Origin of the sequence: Nostoc sp. (assembly GCF_036916985.1) — a bacterium.
Taxonomy (GTDB): domain Bacteria; phylum Cyanobacteriota; class Cyanobacteriia; order Cyanobacteriales; family Nostocaceae; genus Nostoc.
The window spans coordinates 74,054-95,794 of the sequence record NZ_JBALFD010000044.1 but is presented as its reverse complement, the minus strand read 5'-3'; the positions used below and the strand labels follow the sequence as shown (position 1 = coordinate 95,794).

General features: G+C 41.3%; 20 protein-coding genes and 1 pseudogene. 10 read left to right on the top strand and 11 right to left on the bottom strand.

All coding sequences use genetic code 11. The features are described 5' to 3' along the window. Positions 1-28: 28 nt before the first annotated feature. Positions 29-670, bottom strand: a complete 642-nt coding sequence (gene pth, locus V7L07_RS16135; protein ID WP_335059438.1) for an aminoacyl-tRNA hydrolase — start codon at positions 668-670, stop codon at positions 29-31. A 210-nt stretch (positions 671-880) separates the two neighbouring features. Continuing rightward, positions 881-1,153, bottom strand: coding sequence for a TatA/E family twin arginine-targeting protein translocase (locus V7L07_RS16130; protein ID WP_179068263.1), 273 nt, complete (start codon positions 1,151-1,153; stop codon positions 881-883). 134 nt (positions 1,154-1,287) lie between these two features. On the opposite strand from V7L07_RS16130, the gene V7L07_RS16125 reads away from it, so the two are divergent. Continuing rightward, positions 1,288-1,890, top strand: a complete 603-nt coding sequence (locus V7L07_RS16125) for a Uma2 family endonuclease (RefSeq protein ID WP_335059436.1) — start codon at positions 1,288-1,290, stop codon at positions 1,888-1,890. Positions 1,891-2,381: 491 nt separating this feature from the next. Here V7L07_RS16125 and psbH read toward each other — a convergent pair whose 3' ends face one another. Continuing rightward, entirely contained in the window at positions 2,382-2,585 is a 204-nt protein-coding gene (psbH, locus tag V7L07_RS16120; RefSeq protein WP_179068264.1) for a photosystem II reaction center phosphoprotein PsbH, read from the bottom strand. Between the two features lie 85 nt (positions 2,586-2,670). On the opposite strand from psbH, the gene psbN reads away from it, so the two are divergent. After that, positions 2,671-2,802: a photosystem II reaction center protein PsbN gene (gene psbN, locus V7L07_RS16115; RefSeq protein ID WP_179068265.1), complete on the top strand. Its 132-nt coding sequence runs from the start codon at positions 2,671-2,673 to the stop codon at positions 2,800-2,802. A gap of 55 nt (positions 2,803-2,857) precedes the next feature. On the opposite strand, the gene V7L07_RS16110 is transcribed toward psbN, so the two are convergent. Further along, a complete protein-coding gene (locus tag V7L07_RS16110) occupies positions 2,858-6,139 on the bottom strand; it encodes an alpha-mannosidase (RefSeq protein ID WP_335059434.1) in 3,282 nt (1,093 codons plus the stop codon). 88 nt (positions 6,140-6,227) lie between these two features. On the opposite strand from V7L07_RS16110, the gene V7L07_RS16105 reads away from it, so the two are divergent. The 3 genes from V7L07_RS16105 to V7L07_RS16095 all read left to right on the top strand — a co-directional run bounded on the left by V7L07_RS16105 (position 6,228) and on the right by V7L07_RS16095 (position 9,623). Beyond that, positions 6,228-7,883: a hypothetical protein gene (locus V7L07_RS16105; RefSeq protein WP_335059432.1), complete on the top strand. Its 1,656-nt coding sequence runs from the start codon at positions 6,228-6,230 to the stop codon at positions 7,881-7,883. 329 nt (positions 7,884-8,212) lie between these two features. Further along, entirely contained in the window at positions 8,213-8,509 is a 297-nt protein-coding gene (locus tag V7L07_RS16100) for a hypothetical protein (protein WP_179068268.1), read from the top strand. Positions 8,510-8,702: 193 nt separating this feature from the next. Then, positions 8,703-9,623, top strand: a complete 921-nt coding sequence (locus tag V7L07_RS16095) for an alpha/beta hydrolase (protein WP_335059430.1) — start codon at positions 8,703-8,705, stop codon at positions 9,621-9,623. Positions 9,624-9,824: 201 nt separating this feature from the next. Here the strand turns inward: V7L07_RS16095 and arsS are convergent, their stop codons facing one another. From arsS to V7L07_RS16070, 5 genes are all read right to left on the bottom strand, one after another. Then, the gene (gene arsS / locus V7L07_RS16090) at positions 9,825-10,832 is read right to left on the bottom strand and encodes an arsenosugar biosynthesis radical SAM (seleno)protein ArsS (RefSeq protein ID WP_335059428.1); all 1,008 of its coding nucleotides are present in this window, start codon (positions 10,830-10,832) and stop codon (positions 9,825-9,827) included. A 51-nt stretch (positions 10,833-10,883) separates the two neighbouring features. Next, the gene (locus V7L07_RS16085; protein WP_335059426.1) at positions 10,884-11,912 is read right to left on the bottom strand and encodes an inorganic phosphate transporter; all 1,029 of its coding nucleotides are present in this window, start codon (positions 11,910-11,912) and stop codon (positions 10,884-10,886) included. A gap of 42 nt (positions 11,913-11,954) precedes the next feature. After that, positions 11,955-12,923 (bottom strand): arsenosugar biosynthesis arsenite methyltransferase ArsM, encoded by a 969-nt coding sequence (gene arsM / locus V7L07_RS16080; RefSeq protein ID WP_335059424.1) that lies wholly within the window; start codon positions 12,921-12,923, stop codon positions 11,955-11,957. A gap of 384 nt (positions 12,924-13,307) precedes the next feature. After that, on the bottom strand, positions 13,308-13,982 hold the full coding sequence (locus tag V7L07_RS16075; protein ID WP_335059422.1) for a response regulator transcription factor: 675 nt from the start codon (positions 13,980-13,982) through the stop codon (positions 13,308-13,310). Positions 13,983-14,443: 461 nt separating this feature from the next. After that, positions 14,444-14,728 carry a Mo-dependent nitrogenase C-terminal domain-containing protein gene (locus tag V7L07_RS16070; RefSeq protein ID WP_335059420.1) on the bottom strand — a complete coding sequence of 95 codons (285 nt, stop codon included), beginning with the start codon at positions 14,726-14,728 and terminating at the stop codon, positions 14,444-14,446. 40 nt (positions 14,729-14,768) lie between these two features. Between V7L07_RS16070 and V7L07_RS16065 the strand changes: the two genes are divergently transcribed. Continuing rightward, positions 14,769-15,386, top strand: coding sequence for a class I SAM-dependent methyltransferase (locus V7L07_RS16065; protein ID WP_335059418.1), 618 nt, complete (start codon positions 14,769-14,771; stop codon positions 15,384-15,386). A gap of 83 nt (positions 15,387-15,469) precedes the next feature. Here the strand turns inward: V7L07_RS16065 and V7L07_RS16060 are convergent. Beyond that, positions 15,470-15,811: pseudogene (locus V7L07_RS16060) on the bottom strand (GNAT family N-acetyltransferase); the annotation flags it as partial. A 255-nt stretch (positions 15,812-16,066) separates the two neighbouring features. Here V7L07_RS16060 and V7L07_RS16055 point away from each other — a divergent pair. The 4 genes from V7L07_RS16055 (at position 16,067) to V7L07_RS16040 (ending at position 20,801) form a co-directional block, all read left to right on the top strand. Next, a complete protein-coding gene (locus tag V7L07_RS16055) occupies positions 16,067-16,267 on the top strand; it encodes a hypothetical protein (RefSeq protein ID WP_335059416.1) in 201 nt (66 codons plus the stop codon). A 497-nt stretch (positions 16,268-16,764) separates the two neighbouring features. Continuing rightward, complete coding sequence (locus V7L07_RS16050; protein WP_335059414.1) at positions 16,765-19,017, top strand: sensor histidine kinase; 2,253 nt, start codon at positions 16,765-16,767, stop codon at positions 19,015-19,017. 53 nt (positions 19,018-19,070) lie between these two features. Next, the gene (locus tag V7L07_RS16045; protein ID WP_335059412.1) at positions 19,071-19,517 is read left to right on the top strand and encodes a response regulator; all 447 of its coding nucleotides are present in this window, start codon (positions 19,071-19,073) and stop codon (positions 19,515-19,517) included. 105 nt (positions 19,518-19,622) lie between these two features. Next, positions 19,623-20,801, top strand: a complete 1,179-nt coding sequence (locus tag V7L07_RS16040) for a hybrid sensor histidine kinase/response regulator (RefSeq protein ID WP_335059410.1) — start codon at positions 19,623-19,625, stop codon at positions 20,799-20,801. Between the two features lie 99 nt (positions 20,802-20,900). Here V7L07_RS16040 and V7L07_RS16035 read toward each other — a convergent pair whose 3' ends face one another. Then, entirely contained in the window at positions 20,901-21,620 is a 720-nt protein-coding gene (locus V7L07_RS16035; protein WP_179068282.1) for a DUF4079 domain-containing protein, read from the bottom strand. Between the last annotated feature and the right edge of the window lie 121 nt (positions 21,621-21,741).

The window sequence follows — 21,741 nt, the reverse complement described above, 5'->3', positions numbered from 1 at the left end:
AAACTTATAGGGAAGTATTCACCCAACCCTAAGACTCAGAATTATTAATGGTGCGGCTATTACAAACATTCATTGCCTTTTCTACTCCCTGTTTGAGGCTTAGTTCAAGACATTCAACTACGAACTGAAGTACAAGAGACATTTGCTGATTTTCGGCAGCAGAAAATCGCCCAAGTACATGGGAGATAGCACCGGAATCATCGTTATTAGCTGCATCTTTGGGTTTACCAATCCCAATTCGCAAACGGGGAAAGTTTTGGGTACTAAGATGTGCGATCGCACTTTTCATGCCGTTATGTCCCCCAGCCGAACCAGATAAACGCAGCCGAGTTTTTCCCAAGGGTAAATCCATATCGTCATAAATTATCAGCACTGATTCAGGCGGCAATTTATACCAACTTGTCACCGCTTGTATTGCTTGTCCTGAGCGATTCATATAAGTTAACGGCTTCAGCAAGCGAATCTTACCTCCACCTGGGGCCATACCCTCGCCATACTCACCCTGAAACTTGCGGTTTTCTGCTAAAGAAATGCGCCAAGAACGGGAGAGAGTTTCTAAAGCAGCAAAGCCGATATTATGGCGTGTTTGGTCATACTTAGCTTCTGGATTCCCCAACCCGACAATTAGCTGGGGAATTACCAAAGCTGGTTGCGTAACTGCTTCTGTCATTTTGCCTACAGTCAATCAATTTTAGATTTTAGATTTTAGATTTTGGATTGAAATAGACCGTAAGGGTACAAGGCTTAGTGATTTTAGATTGACGATAGCGCAGCGTCGGAACTAGCGTTTTTTGGATTTGTTACGTTCACCAAAGACGTTGCTCTAAACCGCAAAACAATCTAAAATTCAAAATCCAAAATCCAAAATTCCTATGTTCTCCTAGCTAGATTGAGAAGAACTTGCGGTATCTTGCTCAGATTTGGCAGGGTAAATTTGCTTAGGTTCCAATTCAGCAGTAGTCTTTACAGCTTCTTCTAACTGTTCTGCTTCTTTTTGAAACTCGTTTTGAAACTCCTTGGAAGCTTCTTGGAAACTACGAATTGTTTTGCCCACACTCCGACCAATTTCTGGCAGCTTCTTGGGACCAAAGATTAACAACGCCACTACCATAATTACAGCCATTTCCGGTAGACCGATACCAAATATATTCATTTTTTGTCTCCTGTAAACTATAGAACTACTACAGAAACTCGCATATTATTATGTAGTCTACTCAATAATCGCCTATCATAAAAGGCGATGCCTGCGGCGAGCTACGCTAACGCCCCACGAGCGAGTGATGCTTTATGTCTCTGACAATTAAAGACTTAGAACAATTACAGTCACAAAATCCTGATTTGCGGATGGAGCTTGTAGAGGGAAACATCATCGTTATGGGGCCATCCTATTATGAGTCAGACGAAATTGGTTCTCGTCTGCTGACATTTTTGAATATATGGGTCATGCCTCGCAAATTGGGACGTGTGACTGGTTCTAGTGCTGGTTTTATCTTGCCCAGCATTGAAAATGATGAAACTGGAGGCGACCCGGAAAAAAGGAACCTACGCGCTCCAGATGTTTCCTTTGTTCGAGCCGAACGACTCAAGAAGACTCAGCGTGACTTTGTGCAGTTAGTACCCGACCTGATGGTTGAGGTCAAATCGAAAAGCGAGAGTCCTTCGGACACGCTTTGCGACCGCATCAAACCACTCCAAGAAAAGATTAAGCTATTTTTAGAACTTGGATCTACAGTGGGTATTCTCATTGACCCTGACAAAGTTTTAGTAACAGTTTATCGCCCTAACCTTGAACCAGTAGTTTTAAAAAATAACGACAAACTGACGATACCAGAATTACTACCAGGTTGGGAATTAGCGATCGCAGAACTGTGGCCACCTGAGTTTGATTAAATTAACCACCTGAACAGACAATTTCATTTGTAGAGACAGCGATTTATCGCGTCTCTTGCCTTAACTTCCATGCCCGCCCGGAAATAAATTTTCGGGCTAATAGCTTAAGTCTACTGAAGTAGACTGGAGATTTTTGGCGATATTTAGTCATCTTCAGATGACTTTAGCTATCATACGGGAATTTCAATTCCCGGCGGACAAGCGGTTTCGCGTTAAGTTGACAGCTATGGGCAATGCGATGCACTTACTAGCGTACTTGTATCATTATTAAAGTGAAATGGTATGACTACGGCTATAATTCAATGCGCTTGGGTTAAGGGTTACTGGCAACAATTTTGGGTTTTCAAGACGCTATAAATCGCCGTCTCTACAAGTGTATTGGGCTATGATTATGCGGACATGATATGAATTCTGAATCACAACTGACAAAAAAACCCGGAAGAACCGGGTGTAACTTAACTTGTTATCCAAACTTGATCGCTGTGTATCTTTTAGCGTCCTAAACTCCGCCAATCTACAAGTACATCCTGAATCAAGAATGATTGATTGTAAAGTTGCAGAATAATCAGCAAAAACACGAAAAATAGCAAAATAAAAACAGCCATCACCGGGGTAGTACCCCAACCTGGAGCCACTTTCCCATATTCAGAGTTCAGTGGTTTCAGGATATCTCCCAACCTAGTCCTTTGTGCCATAGTTCACCTAAGATTACTTGCCAAAGCTTTTTTTAATCTTCTGTAATATTCTATAAGAATAGCACTCATAATCAATCTCTCAATTATGGAACCCGCAATAGTTCTTAGCATTTCTATGGCTGCCGTGGTGGTTGTCATCACTGTACTGTCGATTTATACCTCTTTTGGCCCTCCTAGCAAGCAATTGAACGATCCGTTTGATGACCACGAAGATTAAAAGAGTCATTAGTCTGTGGAAAACCACAACTGACCACTGACACAGCTATCGTGGCTTACTCTAGCTTGGGATTAATTGTTGGTATCACCTTGAAACTGGCAATTTTCCAAGGCTCTATCGTCAAGTTTTGTTGCCTAGATGAGAATTCAGTGCTGGAGGAACGCTCTAATAAATCTACTCTATCTCCTAGATTCAACCCTAAATCACTTTGCAAAGATAACTCGGCTGTTTCTCCGTGAGATTCATAAAACCGCAGAATTAACTGCTGTGGGTTATCTTCAAATGGCTTCAAGGCCATCAAGATTAAATTTTCAGCTGATAAATCTAAGAAACTCGCCCCTTCAATAGTTCTGAGTTCTGTTAGCGTTAATGGGGCGTTTAGCCTGTTGTGAGTATCGGATGGATTCAAGATTACTTGCAACGGTATATTCAATTCATAGCCACGCCATACTGTATGGGCTGCTTCCCAGCTACCAGCATGAGGATACAAGGTATATGTGAATTCGTGAAAACCTCTATCAGCCTCGGAGTCTGGCCAATTAGGACTGCGTAGCAATGTTAAGCGGAGTTGATTTGGTTTGCTGTCGTAACCGTATTTACAATCATTCAGCAAACTGACACCATAACGATTTGGGATTGCGGTATTTGTCTGTGTATCTTCTGCTGTCAAATCAGCCCAACGCAAAGCGGGGACTTCCCATTTTGCTTGTTCTGCGGGGGTTTGTGGCTTAGTTGGGCGGCGAATCGCGCCACAGGGAATTTCATAAGTAGCAAAGTCGGCTTCCAGATTGAGAGGAAAAGCAGCTTTCACTAATACATGATTTTCTTGCCAATTCACTGTAGTAGCGATGTTCAGCAGAGGTGAACCAGCTTGCAGAATATAGTCTTGGCAAAATTCTGACTCACCCAACTGACGCACTACGCGCACACGACTTTGCACTGGGCCTTGTTCTAACCACTGAATGGATTGAAGATTTGTTGCGGGTAAAGGATGTTGGGCATAATTAGGGTCAATATTCCAAGCATCCCAATATTGACCACTGTCTTTAAAAGCTTGCAGTTGATTCCCCGCCCCACTTAAAATTTCTCTTTGATAAGTTTTGTCAAAAACACTTGATAAATCTCCAGTATCAGGATCTATAACAACTCGCAAGAATTCATTTTCTAAAATCCAGTCTGGGAGGAGTGGGGGGGATGCGGGGGATGCGGGAGATAAGGGGGATGAGGGGGAAAGCCAAAATATGCGGTAGCCTACGGGTGGAATTTCGGGGGCGAGAAATAGTAGCGTTGATGGTTCAGATAATTGGGAGATAAGTTGCTTTCCAGAAGTATCGTAAATCTGCCATTCTTCTGGTGTGGGTAAGGCTACAGAGACTACCTCAGAACGTTGCCAATTGAGAGAATTGAAAACGAAAATAGGCAAACTATCGGGTTTTGGTGGTTCTGATAGGGTAATGTGAGATACGATCGCTAAAAGTGATTCCTGTAATATCTTCGTTCCCAATTGTTCCACTTGCTGCCATTGGGGTAAGGCATCGGTGTAAACTTGGGTAATTGAAGAACCAGGTAAGATATCGTGAAATTGTTGAAATAACACCAGCTTCCAAGCTGCTTCAATTTCTGCCTTGGGATATGTCACACCACAGCTTACTGTTGCCAAGGTAGCAAATAGTTCAGTTTGATACAACAAATTTTCACAACGACGATTCCAACGTTTTTGGTCTGCGTGGGTAGTGTAGCAACCGCGATGAAATTCTAAGTATAGTTCGTCATTCCAAGTAGGGAATGAGGGGGATGAGGAAGAATCATCACTACTACCTCTCGTCTCCTGCCTCCTGCCTCCTTTACTAATCTTCTGTAAATACTTTTCAGCTGTTGTAAATTCTAAGTCTGGGAAGAAAGGAGACTTTTGCCAACGTTGGGCGGTTTCTAACATATCACGGGTGGGGCCGCCGCCGTGGTCGCCGACACCGGGAAGCCAGAGAGATTCTAGTAAACCAGTTTGGGTTTGCCATTCAAGAGCGTAGGATGCCATTTTAACCGGATCAATGCTTTCACCGATGGGTGCAGACATCAAACTAAAGACTTCGCTACCGTCAGGCGATCGCCACCAAAATGCTCCATAATCAAATTTAGTAGTATCATTCCACCGCAACTTCTGGGTGACAAAATACTCAATTCCGGCATTAGCGAAAAACTGCGGTAAAGTTGCACAAAAACCAAAAGTATCTGGAACCCACACCACAGTTGAAAGCTTGCCAAATTTCTCCTGAATATAGCGTTGACCATACAATAGCTGACGGACTATTGATTCACCAGCAATGAGGTTGAGTTCCGGTTCCACCCACATTCCGCCGACAACTTCCCAACGTCCTGCGGCCACCTGTGCTTGAATTGCTTGAAACAAATCCGGGCGATTTTCTTCAATCCAAGCATAAAGCGCGGGAGTCGAATGACAAAAAATTAACTCAGGAAAATCTGCTTGCAACTTCAGAACCGACTCAAAAGTTTTTTGCGCCGCATTCCAAGTTTCACTCACAGGCCATAGCCATGCTAAATCTAAATGAGCATGACCCAACAGGAAAATTTGAGATTTTTGATCCCCCCAACCCCCCTTAAAAAGGGGGGCTAAGATGTCAGATTGAATTAGGTTTTGGCGTAGAGACAAAAACGACTTTACTAACTCTCCCTTTTCTTCCTCCGTGTCCTCTGCGCCTCTGCGGTTCGTAACCTCCCCCACCACCTCTGCCAAAACATCCAACTTCTCCGGTGCAAACCTTTCCAAATAAAGCTGCACCACAGCTAACTCATCAGCGACAAAACCGGGATCGGGATTATTATCAATAATAGATTCATAAACTAGGAGCGATCGCACTAAAGCACCATCACAATGCCCCGGACTCACTAACCGCAAAGCCACAATCAACTCTTCCCCTGGACTCACCTCCTGACTGAGAAGCACTCTCGGCGAACAATCAAATAAATCACCCTCCAGCACTAACTCTCCATTTACATAAATCTCAGCAGAATCCGCCCACCAAACCAGCGCCAGGCGCAAAGATAACCCAGCTAAGGGATAACCCTGTAAATCTTGAGGAACCACCAATCTTTGCACTAGCCATAGCACTTTTTTCCCGTCCGTCCAAGCAATATGTTCTTTAGCATTCAACTGGACAGGTTGCCAATGAGACAAATCAGCAGCTACAACATCAGTAATAATCAGGTCAGATTCCTGGTATAGCCAAGTAGACTGAAGATTAACTTGACAAAAAGAGCGCAGTTGCTCAATTACTTCTGAGATAAATTTGGTTTGGGATTGAGAGACAGTCGGGGTCATATATTCGCTAAAATGAGGTGTTGGTTGTTTTTATTGTTTGGCGCGAGTCTCACAACTTAACAAGACTTGAACTAAAAAATTACTACTTATGTCTTCTGGTTCCTCTGGTCGTTATCAAAGCAGACTATTTAACTTTGTCCACCAGCAATCTCGGCGGGTAACACAACAGTGGGAACACACCTACCGACATTTGCAAGTTGCTACTAAGTGGGGTGTGGAGGTATTACTTTACCCAGTGTATCTACTGTTTCAGTCATCTGAATCATCTGGGAAAACGCTACACACCAAAGAACCACAAACTAGACTAAAGTTACAACCTGATGACACCGATTTCCAGCCCGAAACTCCGCCAAATGCTGATAGCCCCATTCAAAATGTACTAGAAGCAGTCTATTATCTGTCATCTGATGAAGCTGCCTCTACTCCGGCGAAAACATCTGAACCTTTCAAACGCTTGGCTTTATTGGGAATTTTTCGGTCGAAATTCGTTGATAATCACTCTACAAATAACGCTAATCTTATTCAAGCATCAAATATTACAGAGAATCAAGCCGGAAGTATCAACCCTTTACAATTGGAGAATTCCCTGCAACCGCATCTTCCAATAGTGCGGGGAATTGCCACAAATTTAATGAATCGGAATTTAGTACTAGTTACTGCCGATAATGAAATTCTTGATATTTTGACATCCCAACAACAGGCAAAATTAGAAGAACGAATTATTAATGAAGTTGCTAAGTATTGGCAGTATTGGCGGTTGATTATAGCTAAAAAAGAAACGCAGCAGCTATTACCACAGATTGACCAGTTATTAGCAAAACTAACTGACGGAAATCCAGCCAAAATTCCAGTTTTAGCCGAGGGTATACCAAAAGATTTACTGAATACAGATAGATTATTAACATTTCTAGATATAGCTGTTGCTAAGTTGGAATCAAATGCTTTAGTACCTGTACAAGAACGTAGTCAGGAAATTGCCCAACTTGCCCAAACTCAGCTAAACATATTTCTTTACGGCAAAGAGCAATTAGCTGGTAGGGGAGAAATTGCCCCCAACGCTGATGGTTTGGAAACTCATACACAAAATCTTCAGGCTTTGATTGAAGCGGCACTTAATTACTTTTTTGGTGTTGGCAATAAAAAAACACTTGAAGCAACAAACAATGAGGAGCGATTGCCTGGTAAACTATTCTCATCACACCTTAGAAAAGCCTTATCCAAAAGCCCTCAGTTAGATAATCAGGATTTAACAGATGATCCTTGGCTAACATGGAATGATTTATTTGGTGACACCGAAACCGTCGCTGATAAGTCAGTTACACTTTCTCAAAGGACAAATCCTGCTTTAGTACCAAGTTTATCAATAGGGCACTTTCCACAAAAGAATTTGAGTGTAAAAAAACCTCAATTCGGATCTGGCTTGGTGCAAAGGAAACAACCAACTAGTAATCTTGCCTCAAGACAAAAAACATCTGGAAAAATCGCCGCTGCAAAACAAACCCGAACCAGCATTTCTCAAACTACAAGCGAGAGTCGTAAAGGGGAAATGTTGAAACAGCAGTTTCACCAAAGTAGTCAAGTTGAGGCACAGCCAGACTGGATAGAAACCAAAGCAACTTCAACTGGCTATGAAAAGCACCCCTTAGAGCAACTTCTGGAATGGCTTGATTATGTTATGCTCTGGCTAGAAGAGAGATTTGTCAGGATTTTTCAGTCGTTGCAGCAACTATGGCAGGGTAAATAAGCTAAGAGGATGTTTGAAAAGTCCTTTCCTCGGTAGGAAAACGTTTTAGATCCCCCTAAATCCCCCTTTTTTAAGGGGGACTTTGACTCTGGTTCCCCCCTTTTTAAGGGGGGTTAGGGGGGATCAATAAGTGCCTAAAATCACAGCCAACCACTTTTCAAACAACCTCTAAGAGATATTTTTGAAAAATCTACTATAATAAATATTCACAATTTTCCAATTCAGATTTTTGGAATAAACGTAGGGTACGTTAGAACAGTGCAACACACCCTACATATACTCTTAAATTTTGAATTTTGAATTTTGAATTGTTATTGGTGGTTGTCTAAGTGAAAATTATTGTTTACTGTAAATACTTCAATTTCAAAAATCCATTAGATAAACCGAAAATTGAGACATTTGTGGTAAATGTGCCTCAAATCCCTAAAATAGGTGAAACAATTGTAGTCGAAAGAATTTCACCCCAAAAGCAGTTTGTAATTATCTTTGAGTACATTGTGACAGCAGTGCAATTTAACGCTTCTAGAGAATCGGCTGATTCAGCAGATGCCCAGGTAAGCGCTTTTTTGAACCACTGTTGGGAGGGAACATCGAATTTCAAAGTGACAAACTTTTTAGAGCAATAATTTGAAGAAGAATTCAGAAGTCAGAATTCAGGAGTCAGAATCAAGACGCTCGCGGACTCGCTAACGCTTCTCTACGAGACGCCAAAGGCGAACGCTATCAGTCGGGCATTCAGACCCCCGACTGATTGAAGACCACTAAATTTTAGTTGACATGTTAGTAGCTTGCTGGGAAAATGGATAAAAAATTAACCAGATGATTGACCATAGCGATCGCCTAGCATCTCATAGAGAAGGTACATTCCCAGGTGTTGGAGGACTTGACCTGTATTACCAAAGCTGGCATCCAGAGGGTAAAGTACGGGCAATATTAGCTATTTCGCATGGACTTGGAGCGCACAGCGATCGCTACAATAATGTAATTCAGCATTTGATACCCAAGCAATATGCTGTCTACGCCTTAGATTTGCGTGGTCATGGACGTTCACCAGGTCAGCGAGGCTATATTAGCGCTTGGAGTGAGTTTCGCGAAGACCTGGGAGCATTTTTAGAGTTAATTCAGACTCAAAATCCTGGATGCCCAATTTTTATCTTGGGTCATAGTTTAGGCGGTGTGATTGTCTTAGATTACATTCTGCGCTATCCCCAACAAGCATCATTATTGCAGGGTGCGATCGCGATCGCACCAACCTTGGGGAAAGTAGGGGTTTCACCGATTCGGATACTTTTAGGAAAAATGCTCTCACGGGTATGGCCGCGTTTCACCCTGAATACAGGTATTGACATCAGCGCTGGTTCACGAGATCAACAAGTTTTAGCTGCTTATGCCCAAGATACACTGCGACATACCCGTGCTACCGCCCGTCTGGCTACAGAATTCTTTGCAACAGTTGATTGGATTAATGCTCACGCCGCTGATTGGCAGTTACCATTATTGATTCTCCACGGTGGCGCAGACCGAGTTGCTTTACCAGAGGGAAGCGAAATCTTTTACCAACGAGTAAATTACACAGATAAGCTGAGAATCGAATATCCAGGAGCTTATCACGAACTTCAAAGTGACATCAATTACTGCGAGGTACTGGCTGATTTAGAAGATTGGTTGGAACGACATCTACCATCTGGGGTGGTGCAGGTGAGACGGAGAAGCACTGAGTTAGAGTTTCCTAATTCTTAGACATCTCCAGAAATTAAATATACGTTACCTAAAACCCTTGTAGAGTCGTAGCAGTGCTACGTCTCTACATTCTTTTTCGGAGATGTCTATTAGCTTTCAGTACTTCAAGAGTGCTGAGTGCGATTATTACTTTTCTTACTCAGCACTCGTTACTCAGCACTCAGCACTGTTTTTGTGAGGCTTGATTGAAACCTGCGTCCTTCACAGCAAAGCGCCACCACAACTAGAACCACACCCAGCAGTACAACCATAACAATAAGCAGCAGTTTGTACCTCACTAATCAGGTCTAAACTACCAGTTTCTAACAATTTGCCAACTGTTAAGGTTTCACCATTGCGAGTTTTTGCAGGCAAATTCATCATTTGGTTAAAGTCACAATCATATACATTGCCCAGATAGTCAATTGAAAGTTCGTCACGACACATTAAATGTTCAACTGTGCTGGGATTAAAATGCAACTCTAAAAACTGCAAATAGCTGGTGTATAGCTTTTTCCGTTCTAAATGCATTTTAGTTCTACCAACTGGTAGGTTGGTAATGGTGAAGAGGTTGTTAAATACAATATCAAAATGTTCTTGTAAGAACATTTTGTAATCTCGTTCTAGGTTGCCCTGTTCGGGAGCCAAGGAAAATTTTTCACCGTTGGGTAATTGGGGATTAAATACCAAGTCCAAAATTAGATTTTGGTCTTTACCATAGCCAAGTTGGTTAAGCCACTGCAAAGCTTTGACTGAACTATCAAAAACACCCGCACCGCGCATTTTATCAACATTATCTGCTAGATAGCAGGGTAGAGAAGCCACAACTCTTATCTGGTGTTTAGCAAAGTATTCTGGTAAATTACCAAAGCCATCTTCAAAATAAATAGTCAAATTAGACCGGACAATCACTTGTTTTCCAGTTGCTTTTGCTGCTTCTACCAATGGCTTAAATCCATAATTCATTTCAGGTGCGCCACCAGTCAAATCCACAATTTTAATTTCGGGAAATTTATGAATTAGCGAAATCAACTGTTCGCAAATTTCAGGAGAAAGTTCTTCTGTACGCTTTGGCCCCGCTTCGACATGACAGTGTGTACAGGCAAGATTACAACGCTTACCTAGATTAATTTGTAAAACAGCGATTCCTTTTTTTGTCAAAGGAGAACTGAGTTTGTGATTAAATGGTGTTACTGTTGTATCTAGTGTAATTATTGATTGAGTTTGCATTGTTTACTTTTCTTTCAAAATTGCACGAACAAATATATTTAGATAGTTTTCCTAGCCTTGCAATAATCTGTAGATTATTCCACTAATAATTGCAGCAGTTGGTAAAGTTAAAACCCATGATAGTAATATCTGAGAAAAAACACCCCTATTAGCTGTTTTGCTAATCAATCCTACCCCAAAAATAGAACCAACTGAAACATGAGTGGTAGAAACCGGAAGCCCAAATCGGCTAGCTAGAATTACCAAAACTCCCGTTACTATGTTGGCTGATAAGCCTTGAGTATGATTCATTGAGGTAATCTTTTCACTCATGGTAATAGCAACTCTTTGGGAGTTAAGTAAACCGCCAAGTGCCATTGCGATCGCTATTGTGATCATTCCTCCCTGAATTGAAAAATACTCAATAATCAGAATGAGTGAAACAATCTTAGGAGTGTCATTTAATCCTCTAGCAAAACTGACAATTCCAGCACTAAGAAAATGGCAAGTATCAATCGTTTTTTGATTGATTGGTAGATGCCGTTTTGAATTAATATAGCCAGATAAGCTGTAAATTCCTGCTCCCAAAGGAATAGCCAGGATTGGACTAAGTAATAAAGGCAAAATAAAGGAAGTTCCTAAAATTGCAAAATTCAGTTGAAGTCCGATCGCTACTAATCCAGCGCCAACAATCGCACCTGTTAAACTGTGAGTTGTAGAAATGGGAAACCCCATAAGTGTAGCAATGAGTACAGTTAAACCAGCAGCGATCGCTACTGCAATATGAAACTCTGGAGCATTAGCGATCGCATCAGGTAATAGTCCTTTTCCAGAGAAGTTTTTAATTAGTGTGCGTGCTAAAAAAGTTGCAGTTATTGCACCAGCAAAAGTTGTAAAAGTCGCCCACAAAATTGCTGTTTGATAGCTACTTGTTCTACTACCAAACAACGTTGCTACACCCTTGAAATTGTCATTTGCACCATTTGAATATGCTAAAAAAAGCGTAGCTAAAAATAGACTAATTAACAACATTTCAGGGTTTATCAATAAGAAATCAGAATCCAGAATGAAATTGGTGAAATATTTAAATTGTGCATTCATTTCCCAGTCGTACAGAATTATTCTGAATTCTTTCTGAAAAATTTAACAGCAACCACCACCGCTATAGTGCCAAGTTGAATCAGTAACAATAATTTCTTGTGGCTTGATAGCGGCAAGTTTAGCAGCAGTTTTATCACACACTGCTGCGGGAATACCTCGCTGAAGTAGATGACCTGCTGAATCATCAAAGAAAGGTTCAGTACCAGCATAGATTGCTGTTTTGCCAGTGAAAATGCAAGCACCATCTTCTGGAATTACAACTTTAAAAGAGACAGAATCTAGACTTTCTAAAAGTAGGTTTTCTTCTAAATTATAAGTTTGAGAATCTAGGAGACGGTAAGGACGACGGGCGCGAATTTCAACTTGACCAAAACCAGCATGTATAATCCGTTCAGTATACTGTTGATATGTGAGTGCGCCTGATAAACACATAGCTCTCAGTCGTTCATCTTGTTGGAGATGTTCTGGAATTGGACGAGTTGCAATTGGATCGCTCATCTGCAACCGTCCACCTGGTTTTAATACCCGATATGCTTCTTTTAAAGCAAGAGTTAAATCTTCTGGTTCAAAGATGTTGAAAAGGCAATTCTGTGCCACAATATCGACGCTAGCATCAGCAACAGGTAAGTTAAAAGCATCACCTTCGCGGATTTCTACAAAGCTGGGGTCAAACCAAGGGTTTTCTTGAGCCGCAATTTCTAGATTACGTGTGGCTGCTTCCCGCATCGCCGCAACCGGTTCAATGGCAATTACAGCACTTGTATAGCGTGAAAAATAAGCGAATTGCAACGCTTCTAAGCCGCCACCAACGCCAACATAGAGTACAGTAGGCTGGTTTCCTAATTCTGTGGAGTGAACAGTAGTGCCACAACCATAATTCATTTCCTGCATTGGCAAAGGAATTTTCAATCCTGGTAGTTGCAGGGGCGTACTTTGCACACAACAAAGTCCAACTTGTGGGGTTTGGGCAACTTCGCGGTAAAACTGCGCTGCTGTTTCTAGATAGGTCATGCCATTTTGGATTTTAGATTTTAGATTATGACAGCTTTGTGCATCCTAGTATAGTTAACTCCGAGTTGGATGAGTTTTTGCTGAGATTGCCAAAAAACCTAAATTTTCATACGAGAGTGGGGACTGGGGACTGAGAATTGGTAAGAGACAAGAAAGAGGGATAGGGTAGTTTCATAGGAAAAAACAAAAATATGGAAGTCTTTATTTCTCGTGTAGAACCATAGATTTTAACTCCTCTTCCAACCTCTCGTAGAAAGGTCAAAAGGCTTTGAAAACTAGTTGCAGTTTTTCTCTGTTTGTATGAAACTACCCTGAAGAAGACAACAGAAAAACTTGTTCAACAATTTTCCCCAATCCCCAATCCCCAGTCCCCAATCCCCAAATTCAATCACGCAATGTATACCCAACACCACTCACAGTTTGAATGAGACATTTTTCGTTATTGGCTTCAAGTTTCAGGCGTAGGTAGCGAATATAAGCTTCTATAATATTGGCATCGCCGATGAAGTCATAACCCCAGACTTCTTCTAAAATGCGATCGCAGGTAATTACCTGTCGCGGATGGGCTAATAAATATTCTAGTAAATCAAATTCCTTAGCAGTCAACTCAATTAACCGCTGATTTCGGTACACTTCTCGCGTGCGACGATTTAAACTCAGGTCTTCAAATTCTAAAACATCTGCGGCGTCTGCTTGGTAGCTTCTTCGTAGGTGAGCGCCCACTCTAGCTAATAATTCATCAACGCTGAAGGGTTTAACGAGGTAATCATCAGCACCAGCATCTAAGCCTGCAATGCGATCGCTTACTTCGTCTTTGACCGTTAATAAAATTATTGGCACTTTATCAATAATATTTCGCAAGGGGCGATAAATTTCCAACCCCGACAAACCAGGCAACATCCAGTCTAAAATTACTAAATCCAGATGTAACTCACGCGCTGCGGTGAGTGCAGTTAATCCATCGTAGGCAATACTGACTTGATAGCCTTCATAATTCAATTCCAATTCGACAAATCGTGCCAGTTTGACCTCATCTTCAACCAGTAAGATGTGCGTCATGATGATGTTAATGATTTCAGCAGGGTACGGTAAGCAATAATACGGTCTGGAAACACTGTCTTCGAGGTGTCAGCTACTTACAGCTATTTTCAAGGTAAATAGACCACGCGGTAGGGGCACAGCATTGCTCACAGGTGTCAACTTAACGGCAAACGGGCGGTTAGAAACCGCGTCTATATAAACAAAACCCACCTGCGTGGGTTTCAAACCCTTAATTTGAATTTAGTCCGCGCAGGCGGACTTTGGCTATGTAGCCGCGAATTCCATTCGCCCAGGCTTAAGTTGACACCAATGAGCATTGCTGTGCCCTTACAACAGATGTGATTCAAATATATGAAAACTGCTGTAATAGCCAAACATCTAATTAGGTGTACGTTAGCTTAGTATAAACCTGAGTAAGTAACAACCGTAAGTCTGCAATTAGCGATCGCTGCTCGATTAAAGAACGATACAACTGCCTATTAGCAATAAGCTGTGACATCTTCACCGCATTCATCGGCAAGATAACAGAGCGCTTTAAAACGCAAACCCACTACTTCCTCGTATAGAGGATTTAATTTACACATCGGTGGAATATGCAATAGCTTCCGACCAAACAGGGTGATATCTCGCTCAAAAGGACACTGGGCAGGAATAGCTTTTAAGCTTACCACACCACTACAAAAGCCCAGTATTACAAACAATTCAGAACCGCTATAGTTAACTTGTGCTGTTAAACAAATTCTTGGAGGCGCAGCTAAACTCACCCTAAAAAAGCATCCAGCTTTAGAGAAGCTGTGAAAACTAATGACTAATGACTTTTTCAGTAATAAAAAGCTACTTTTTGACCGATGGGCACCAAGTTATGACTGGCTCTTTCCTTCAGTATTTTATCGAGCCGTTCACAAACGCTTACTGGAGTACGTCGAATTACCAGAGCCAGCAAATGTACTTGATATCGGCTGTGGTACTGGCCGCTTACTTGAGCGCCTTGCTACTCAGTTTCCCGACTTGCAAGCCACCGGATTAGATTTATCTACTAATATGTTGCGGGTAGCAAGACAGAGTAACCGTCACCGCCCACGTTTAATTTATATTGAGGGGAAAGCTGAGTCTCTTCCCTTTGCTGATAGTCAGTTTGATGCTGTTTTCAGCACTATCAGCTTCTTGCACTATTTAGAACCAAAACAGGTGCTTAGTGAGATAGCACGGGTACTTTCTCCTGGTGGACGCTTTTATTTAGTTGACATTACTTCTAAAAAAGAGACAGAACCTCAATTATTGCCAGTCTCTCCCCGTGGAATTAGACTCTACAGCCCTAATCAACGTCAACTTCTTGGCTCCTCTGCTGGGCTATTGTGTTTGAATCACCATTATTTACTAGGGCCTGTCTTGCTAACAATTTTTGCGAAACCTACGATTTGAAAATGGGGACTAGGGAATGGAGAATAAGGGAGAGTAAAGGCTTGAAAACATCTTGTATTATCCCTTGTTCTGCATACCTTAAATTACGAATTAGCCTGAGCTTGATACTTCATAAACACCACAGGAACTCTGAGCAATCTTTTAGCTAGTTGCGACAATCTAAATTTTCCCTTGAGCGTAGATAATCCTCTTGTCTTAGGAAATTGTGGCAAGTCTTCAAAAGATACTGGCACAAAGTCAAAGCGACTGTAAAACTGCGCTAGTCGCTGACCTAAACATTCCAGATAAAGTGGTTGCGTTGCTGTATTAATCAAATGCTGCGTTAACAAAGTACCCAATCCGCGACCTCTCCAAGCTGATGCAACAACCAAACTACCAAGCTCTTGCGCTCCTGAAAAGTTACGTAGCTGTCCACAGAGTCCTATAGTTTGGATCGCAATCATCACATCATATTATTAACTTTATTTACTTAGAGAACGTTGTAAAGGAGACTGGGGATTAGGGATTGGGGACTGGGGTAAAATCGAAAAATTATGGTGCTTGTTGTTATCCACCACCAAATTTAAAAAACAATACTTACGATAGATAAACGAATCAGCCATAACTAGATTTTGGATAGATACACTCACACTCCTAATTTTTTAAGATAGTCCCAACGATAAATAATCAGGAATGTGATCATGGCTGAACAACAAAAAGAAAAATCTAAGAATCAAGAAACTACGCCTACCGCTTCTGGTGGCTACCAAACCCCTATCGACGAAAGTACCCGCAAAACTGGCGATGCTGAAAAGAGTGATGCTAAACCTACTGCTACTCCAGAAGCACCAGGAGAGGATTCTGTAGCAGGTAGTCCCAATCAAGGAACTGAGTCACGTTAATTGATTTGAATTCTCCCAAGTTTTAATTATTTCGTGGTGTCTTTTGTTGTAACCCTAATACAGTAAATTTTGAGTGGATATATGGTCTAACAGCCACAATTATCCACTCATTTTTTTGTGTCACACGCTGTATTGTCTCTACGTTAGGGACTTCCAAATAAAAAATATTCAATTAACTCTTATCGGGTAGGCAACATGAGCGCCATATAAACTGGGCGCTCATGTTGCCTACCCTACAATATTGGATAATTTAAACCAAATCAAAACGATTTTCTTTCTCCCTGCCGTCAAAACGATAGGATATTTTTTTATTTGGAAGTCCTTAACCGCAGGTATCGCAATCCGAAGCTTTAATGCGTCTAGCAACATAAACATAGTTTTCAATATATAACTATGTCTACGTAATAATACTGTATTTTTTGATTAAAGGATCGTCATAAGCTTGCTATTAGAGCTAAAACTGATGTGATTATTAGCTACACTTTTGCGAGTATTCCATGAACAAACTGTTAGAAAAATTGGTTCCAGGCGGTTTTAGCTTGGCATTACTGCTATTGTGTGGCGTCGGAACAGCTTCTTACTTAAGTATCCAAAGGTTGACGGAAGAAAAGCGATGGGTATTTCATACTCATCAAGTGATAGAAGCGCTAGATCATACGCATATTGGTCTCAGTAATGCTGAAGGCGCACGAAGTAGTTATATTCTCACGAAAAACACAGTTTACCGAAAAATTTATCAAGGCGAGAAGCAGAAGGTCTATGAGGTGCTTAAAGTCATCCGACAGCTAAGTAGTGATAATCCTAGCCAACAAAGGCGGCTTGATACACTGGAATCTCTGATTGCACAGAAATTTTCCTTGCTTGAGCAATCCATTGATTTGGTTGGGCAAGTAAGTTTAGATCAGTCAACTCAAATAGCGATCGCAGATCGGAGTATAGAGATCCGCGAACAACTTGAGGCAATGCACAATCAAGAAAAAACTTTACTGCAACAGCGAATAGCAATTACAGATGATCTTTTTCGCCAAGTATTGATTGTAGTCGGTCTAGGGTATGTTTTAAGTTTCCTTTTGCTAATTGTGGTTTATTTACTACTGCAAAAACAAATTCGTCTTAACCAGGCTTTATCACAAGAAGCTATTCATCTGGAACAACAAGGTGCAAAAGCAAAACTGGCAGATATTTTAGAGACTATTACAGATGCTTTTGTTGCCCTCGATCGAAACTCATCCTGCACCTATATCAATCAGAGGGCAGGACAAATATTCAACTACCACCCCGCAGACTTAATTGGTAAAAACATTTGGGAAGTATTTCCCGAAGCTGTGGAATATCAGTTTTACCATGCCTATTTCCAGGCTTTGGCAGAACAGCAAGTCATTCAGATGCAGGAATTTTATCCACCGTTTGAGCGCTGGTTTGAATATTGCATGTACCCCTCACCGGAAGGAGTATCAGTATTCTTTCAAGATATAACTCGCCAAAAATTTGCAGAAATTGCCCTAGAAGAGAATGAAAGACGCTATCGTTCACTGGTGGTTGCAACCTCTCAAGCTGTCTGGATAGCTGATACGAAAGGGATGCCAAAAGACTTTTCGTCTTGGATAGCCTTAACTGGGCAAAGTGATGCTCAAATCGAGGGCTGGGGATGGCTCGATGCAATTCATCCTGAAGATCGGGAGTTGTCAGAGTTGTTGTGGACTCAGGCACTAAAAACCAAAAATCCTTATTTTAGTGAGCATCGCCTAAGGGTTGCAGATGGTAGCTATCGATTTTTTGCCGCGCGCGCAGTTCCCGTACTGGATGCCAATGACAAGATTCAAGAGTGGGTAGGTACTCACACCGATATTACAGAACAACAAATTGCCCTGCGCGATCGCAACCTTGCACAAATGGCACTACAAAAGGCTAATGAGGAATTAGAAATCAAGGTACAGGTACGGACGGCAGAATTACAAAAGCTCAATGAGGAACTAAAACGCTCTAACCAAGAGTTAGAACAATTTGCTTATGTGGCTTCCCACGATTTACAAGAACCATTACGAGCCGTAACGGGCTATACCCAATTATTAGAAAATGAATATCAAGACCATTTAGATGACTCTGCCCAAGAATACTTTGGTTATATTATCGACGGCGCAAAGCGGATGCAGCAGTTGATTCAAGACCTGCTAGTTTATTCTCGCGTGGGGACTCGCGGTCAAGAATTTGTCCTTGTTGACTGTAATACTGCACTCAATCTAGCTCTTAATAATTTACATATAGCGATCGCTCAAAGCAAAGCCATCATCACCCATGAACCTTTGCCAAAGTTGTACGCAGACAAAACCCAAATGGTGCAGTTATTCCAAAATCTGATCAGCAATGCAATCAAGTTTTGCCGAAAAGAGCCACCCCAGATTCATATTGGCGCCATCCTCAGAGAAGCAGGGGAGGTAGGGGAAACAGGGGGAGCAGGGGAGGCAGAAGAAAAACCTAACTCCCCACTCCCCACTCCCCACTCCCCACTCCCCACTCCCCACTCAGAATGGCTCATCTGGGTACAGGATAATGGCATCGGTATTAAGCCTCAATATCTTGAGCGGATTTTTGAGGTTTTCCGCCGTCTTCATACTCGTCGAGAATTTTCTGGTACAGGCATTGGTCTAGCTATCTGCAAAAAAATCGTCGAGCGGCATGGTGGTCGCATCTGGGCTGAGTCGGAACCAGGCGTAGGAACAGTTTTCTATCTTACTCTCAACGCAAATTAAGGTATCTTTAGTATATATACTGTATATCCGCGTAATAACTCTCTAATAACTGCATGATTGATCGTCAAGCATTGCGACCTATTGAAGTTTTGCTAGTTGAAGACTCTCCTAGTGATGCAAACCTAACCATCAAAGGCTTTTCAAATGCTCAAATCGCCCACAACTTACACTGGGTTGAAGATGGTGAAAGTGCTATAAACTACTTACGGGAGCAAGAAGAGTTTACTAATGTTCCGCGTCCAGATTTAATCTTACTGGATCTAAATCTTCCAGGAATGGATGGGCGTGAAGTATTAACAGAAATCAAATCAGACCCAAATCTTAAGTCCATTCCTGTTGTCATAATCACTACCTCAACTGATGAGCAGGATATTCTACGCTCCTATAATCTCAGTGCTAATTGCTATGTCACAAAACCCATTGATGTCTACCAGTTTATTCAAGTTGTGCAGCTGATCAAAGATTTCTGGTTGATAGCAGTAACATTACCACAAAAGTAATTGGGTTGGAAATTTCAATTGTTACTTACAACACTAGACAATTAAACCCTATCTAACAAATAGGAAATCAGGTGATTATCTAACAAATTGATATAACCCTTTACTATGGAAAAGTTCACTATTCATATTCTATTAGTAGAAGATAGTGCTAGTGATGCCCATCTGCTACGCCGGATATTTTTACATGCAGATCAAGAACAATGGCAGATGTTACATGTTGAACGGCTATCTGAGGCAATAGATGCTAGCAGAGAAAACTCTGCATTGACCCTTGATAATTCTCAGATAGTGAATCGAAGACAACGCAGATTCGATCTAGTTTTGTTAGACCTCAGCCTCCCAGACTCTATTGGATTGGATACGTTGAAAGAATATCGGGCAGCAGTACCCGATATTCCAGTAGTGGTGTTAACAGGTCTTGATGATGAAGACTTAGCAATGCAAGCATTAGCAGAAGGCGCACAAGACTATCTAGTTAAAGATCAAATCACTATACAAAGATTAGTGCGTGCTATTCGCTATGCCATTGAAAGGAGCGAAATTCTTAACCAACTACGGGAAAGTGAAGAACGCACTCGTCAAGCCCTAGCAAAGGAACAGGAACTCAACGAGTTAAAGTCAAACTTTGTCGCAATGGTTTCCCATGAGTTTCGCACCCCTATGACTACAATTCGGACGGCTGTAGATATCCTGGAATATAACAGTGATAAACTAACCGATGACCGGAGAACTAAATATTTTGATCGTATACAAAATGCTATAAACCAAATGCTTCATCTCTTAGATGAGATATTATTTTTGAGTAAAACAGAAGCAGCAAAACTCGAATACAAACCTACACTTTTAAATTTAGAAAAATTTTGCAGCGAACTCACAGATATTCTTCAAATTAATGCAGGTAGTCAGCACAGTATTATCTTTACTTGTCAAGGAAAATCTACCCAAGCCCAAATGGATGAAGACCTACTAAATTGTATCTTAACCAATTTAATTTCTAATGCCATCAAATATTCCCCTCAACATAGCACTATTTGGTTTGATTTAATTTGCAAAGATCGCCTTGCAGTTTTCCAGGTAAGAGACAGGGGAATGGGCATTCCCCTCAAAGACCAAACCCGTCTGTTTCAAACCTTCTATCGCGCTAGTAATGTGGGTGTAATTCAAGGAACAGGACTAGGACTCACTATAGTTAAAAAATGTGTGGAGCTACATGGTGGTTATATTCAATTAGAAAGTGAGCAGGGTGTTGGCACAACGGTAATTGTGACTTTACCACTGGAATGATTGGGCATTGAAAAGAAGCAGAGGGGCAGGGTGCGGGGGGCGGAAGGGAAAATTCTTCCCCCTGCTCCCTACTCCCTTGCTTCTTCCCCATTCCTCACCCTATTTTCCTACTTGGGGATTTGGCGTTGGACAAGTTTTATTAGCAAAATCACACTGATAAATATAGGGTTCTTGCCAACTCAGAGGAATTTCTAATAAGTCTCGTGTGCCTGTCATACCTTGTCCAATAAATAGTAACAAAGCAATGCAGTTTAAAATTGTATGAACGATACGCCAACGATTGGATTTATCTTGATAAATATCTTGAACAATTGCTAATGAAAAAATCATCAGCAGTGCTGCGGTAATCCCAATATAATAATGTGACCAATACCACTCATTAGTGCGGCGATAGACTCCATCCTGACAGCCTAAAATGACTAAACCTGCACCAGTTAAAGTTGCAAAAACTCCCCGCCATACCCGTTGCTTTGCCCGATAAAGAAATACTAAAGAGGCGATGGTGGCAGCAAACAGTAACAGGATAAAAACAACTTGAAAAGGTGTTTTATTCCACAATTGATTTGTGATAATATTTTTGCTAATAGGGTAGCTTAATCCGATTAAAGTTAATCCGACAACTGCACTTGTTAGCTTTTCACCTAACTGCTTATGTTCTCCACCCACCACGGGAGGAATTTTGCTCTTACTCCCAGCTAAAATTTGCAATCGGCGTTGGCGTGTTTGCCAAGCAAAATTCACTACTGTACCAATGAGTGGAAACACAAATATGATTGCGATCGCTGGATGTACAAGACTAAGAAAATCTGTTATTTGCATACAACACCTTTAAATGAATTATTGAATTCATCTCAAAGGATAATTTAGGTCATATTACCATCATTTAAATTAATTTGAGATGAGAATTTGTTTAATATTCATTTCTATTATTTTTAGCTGA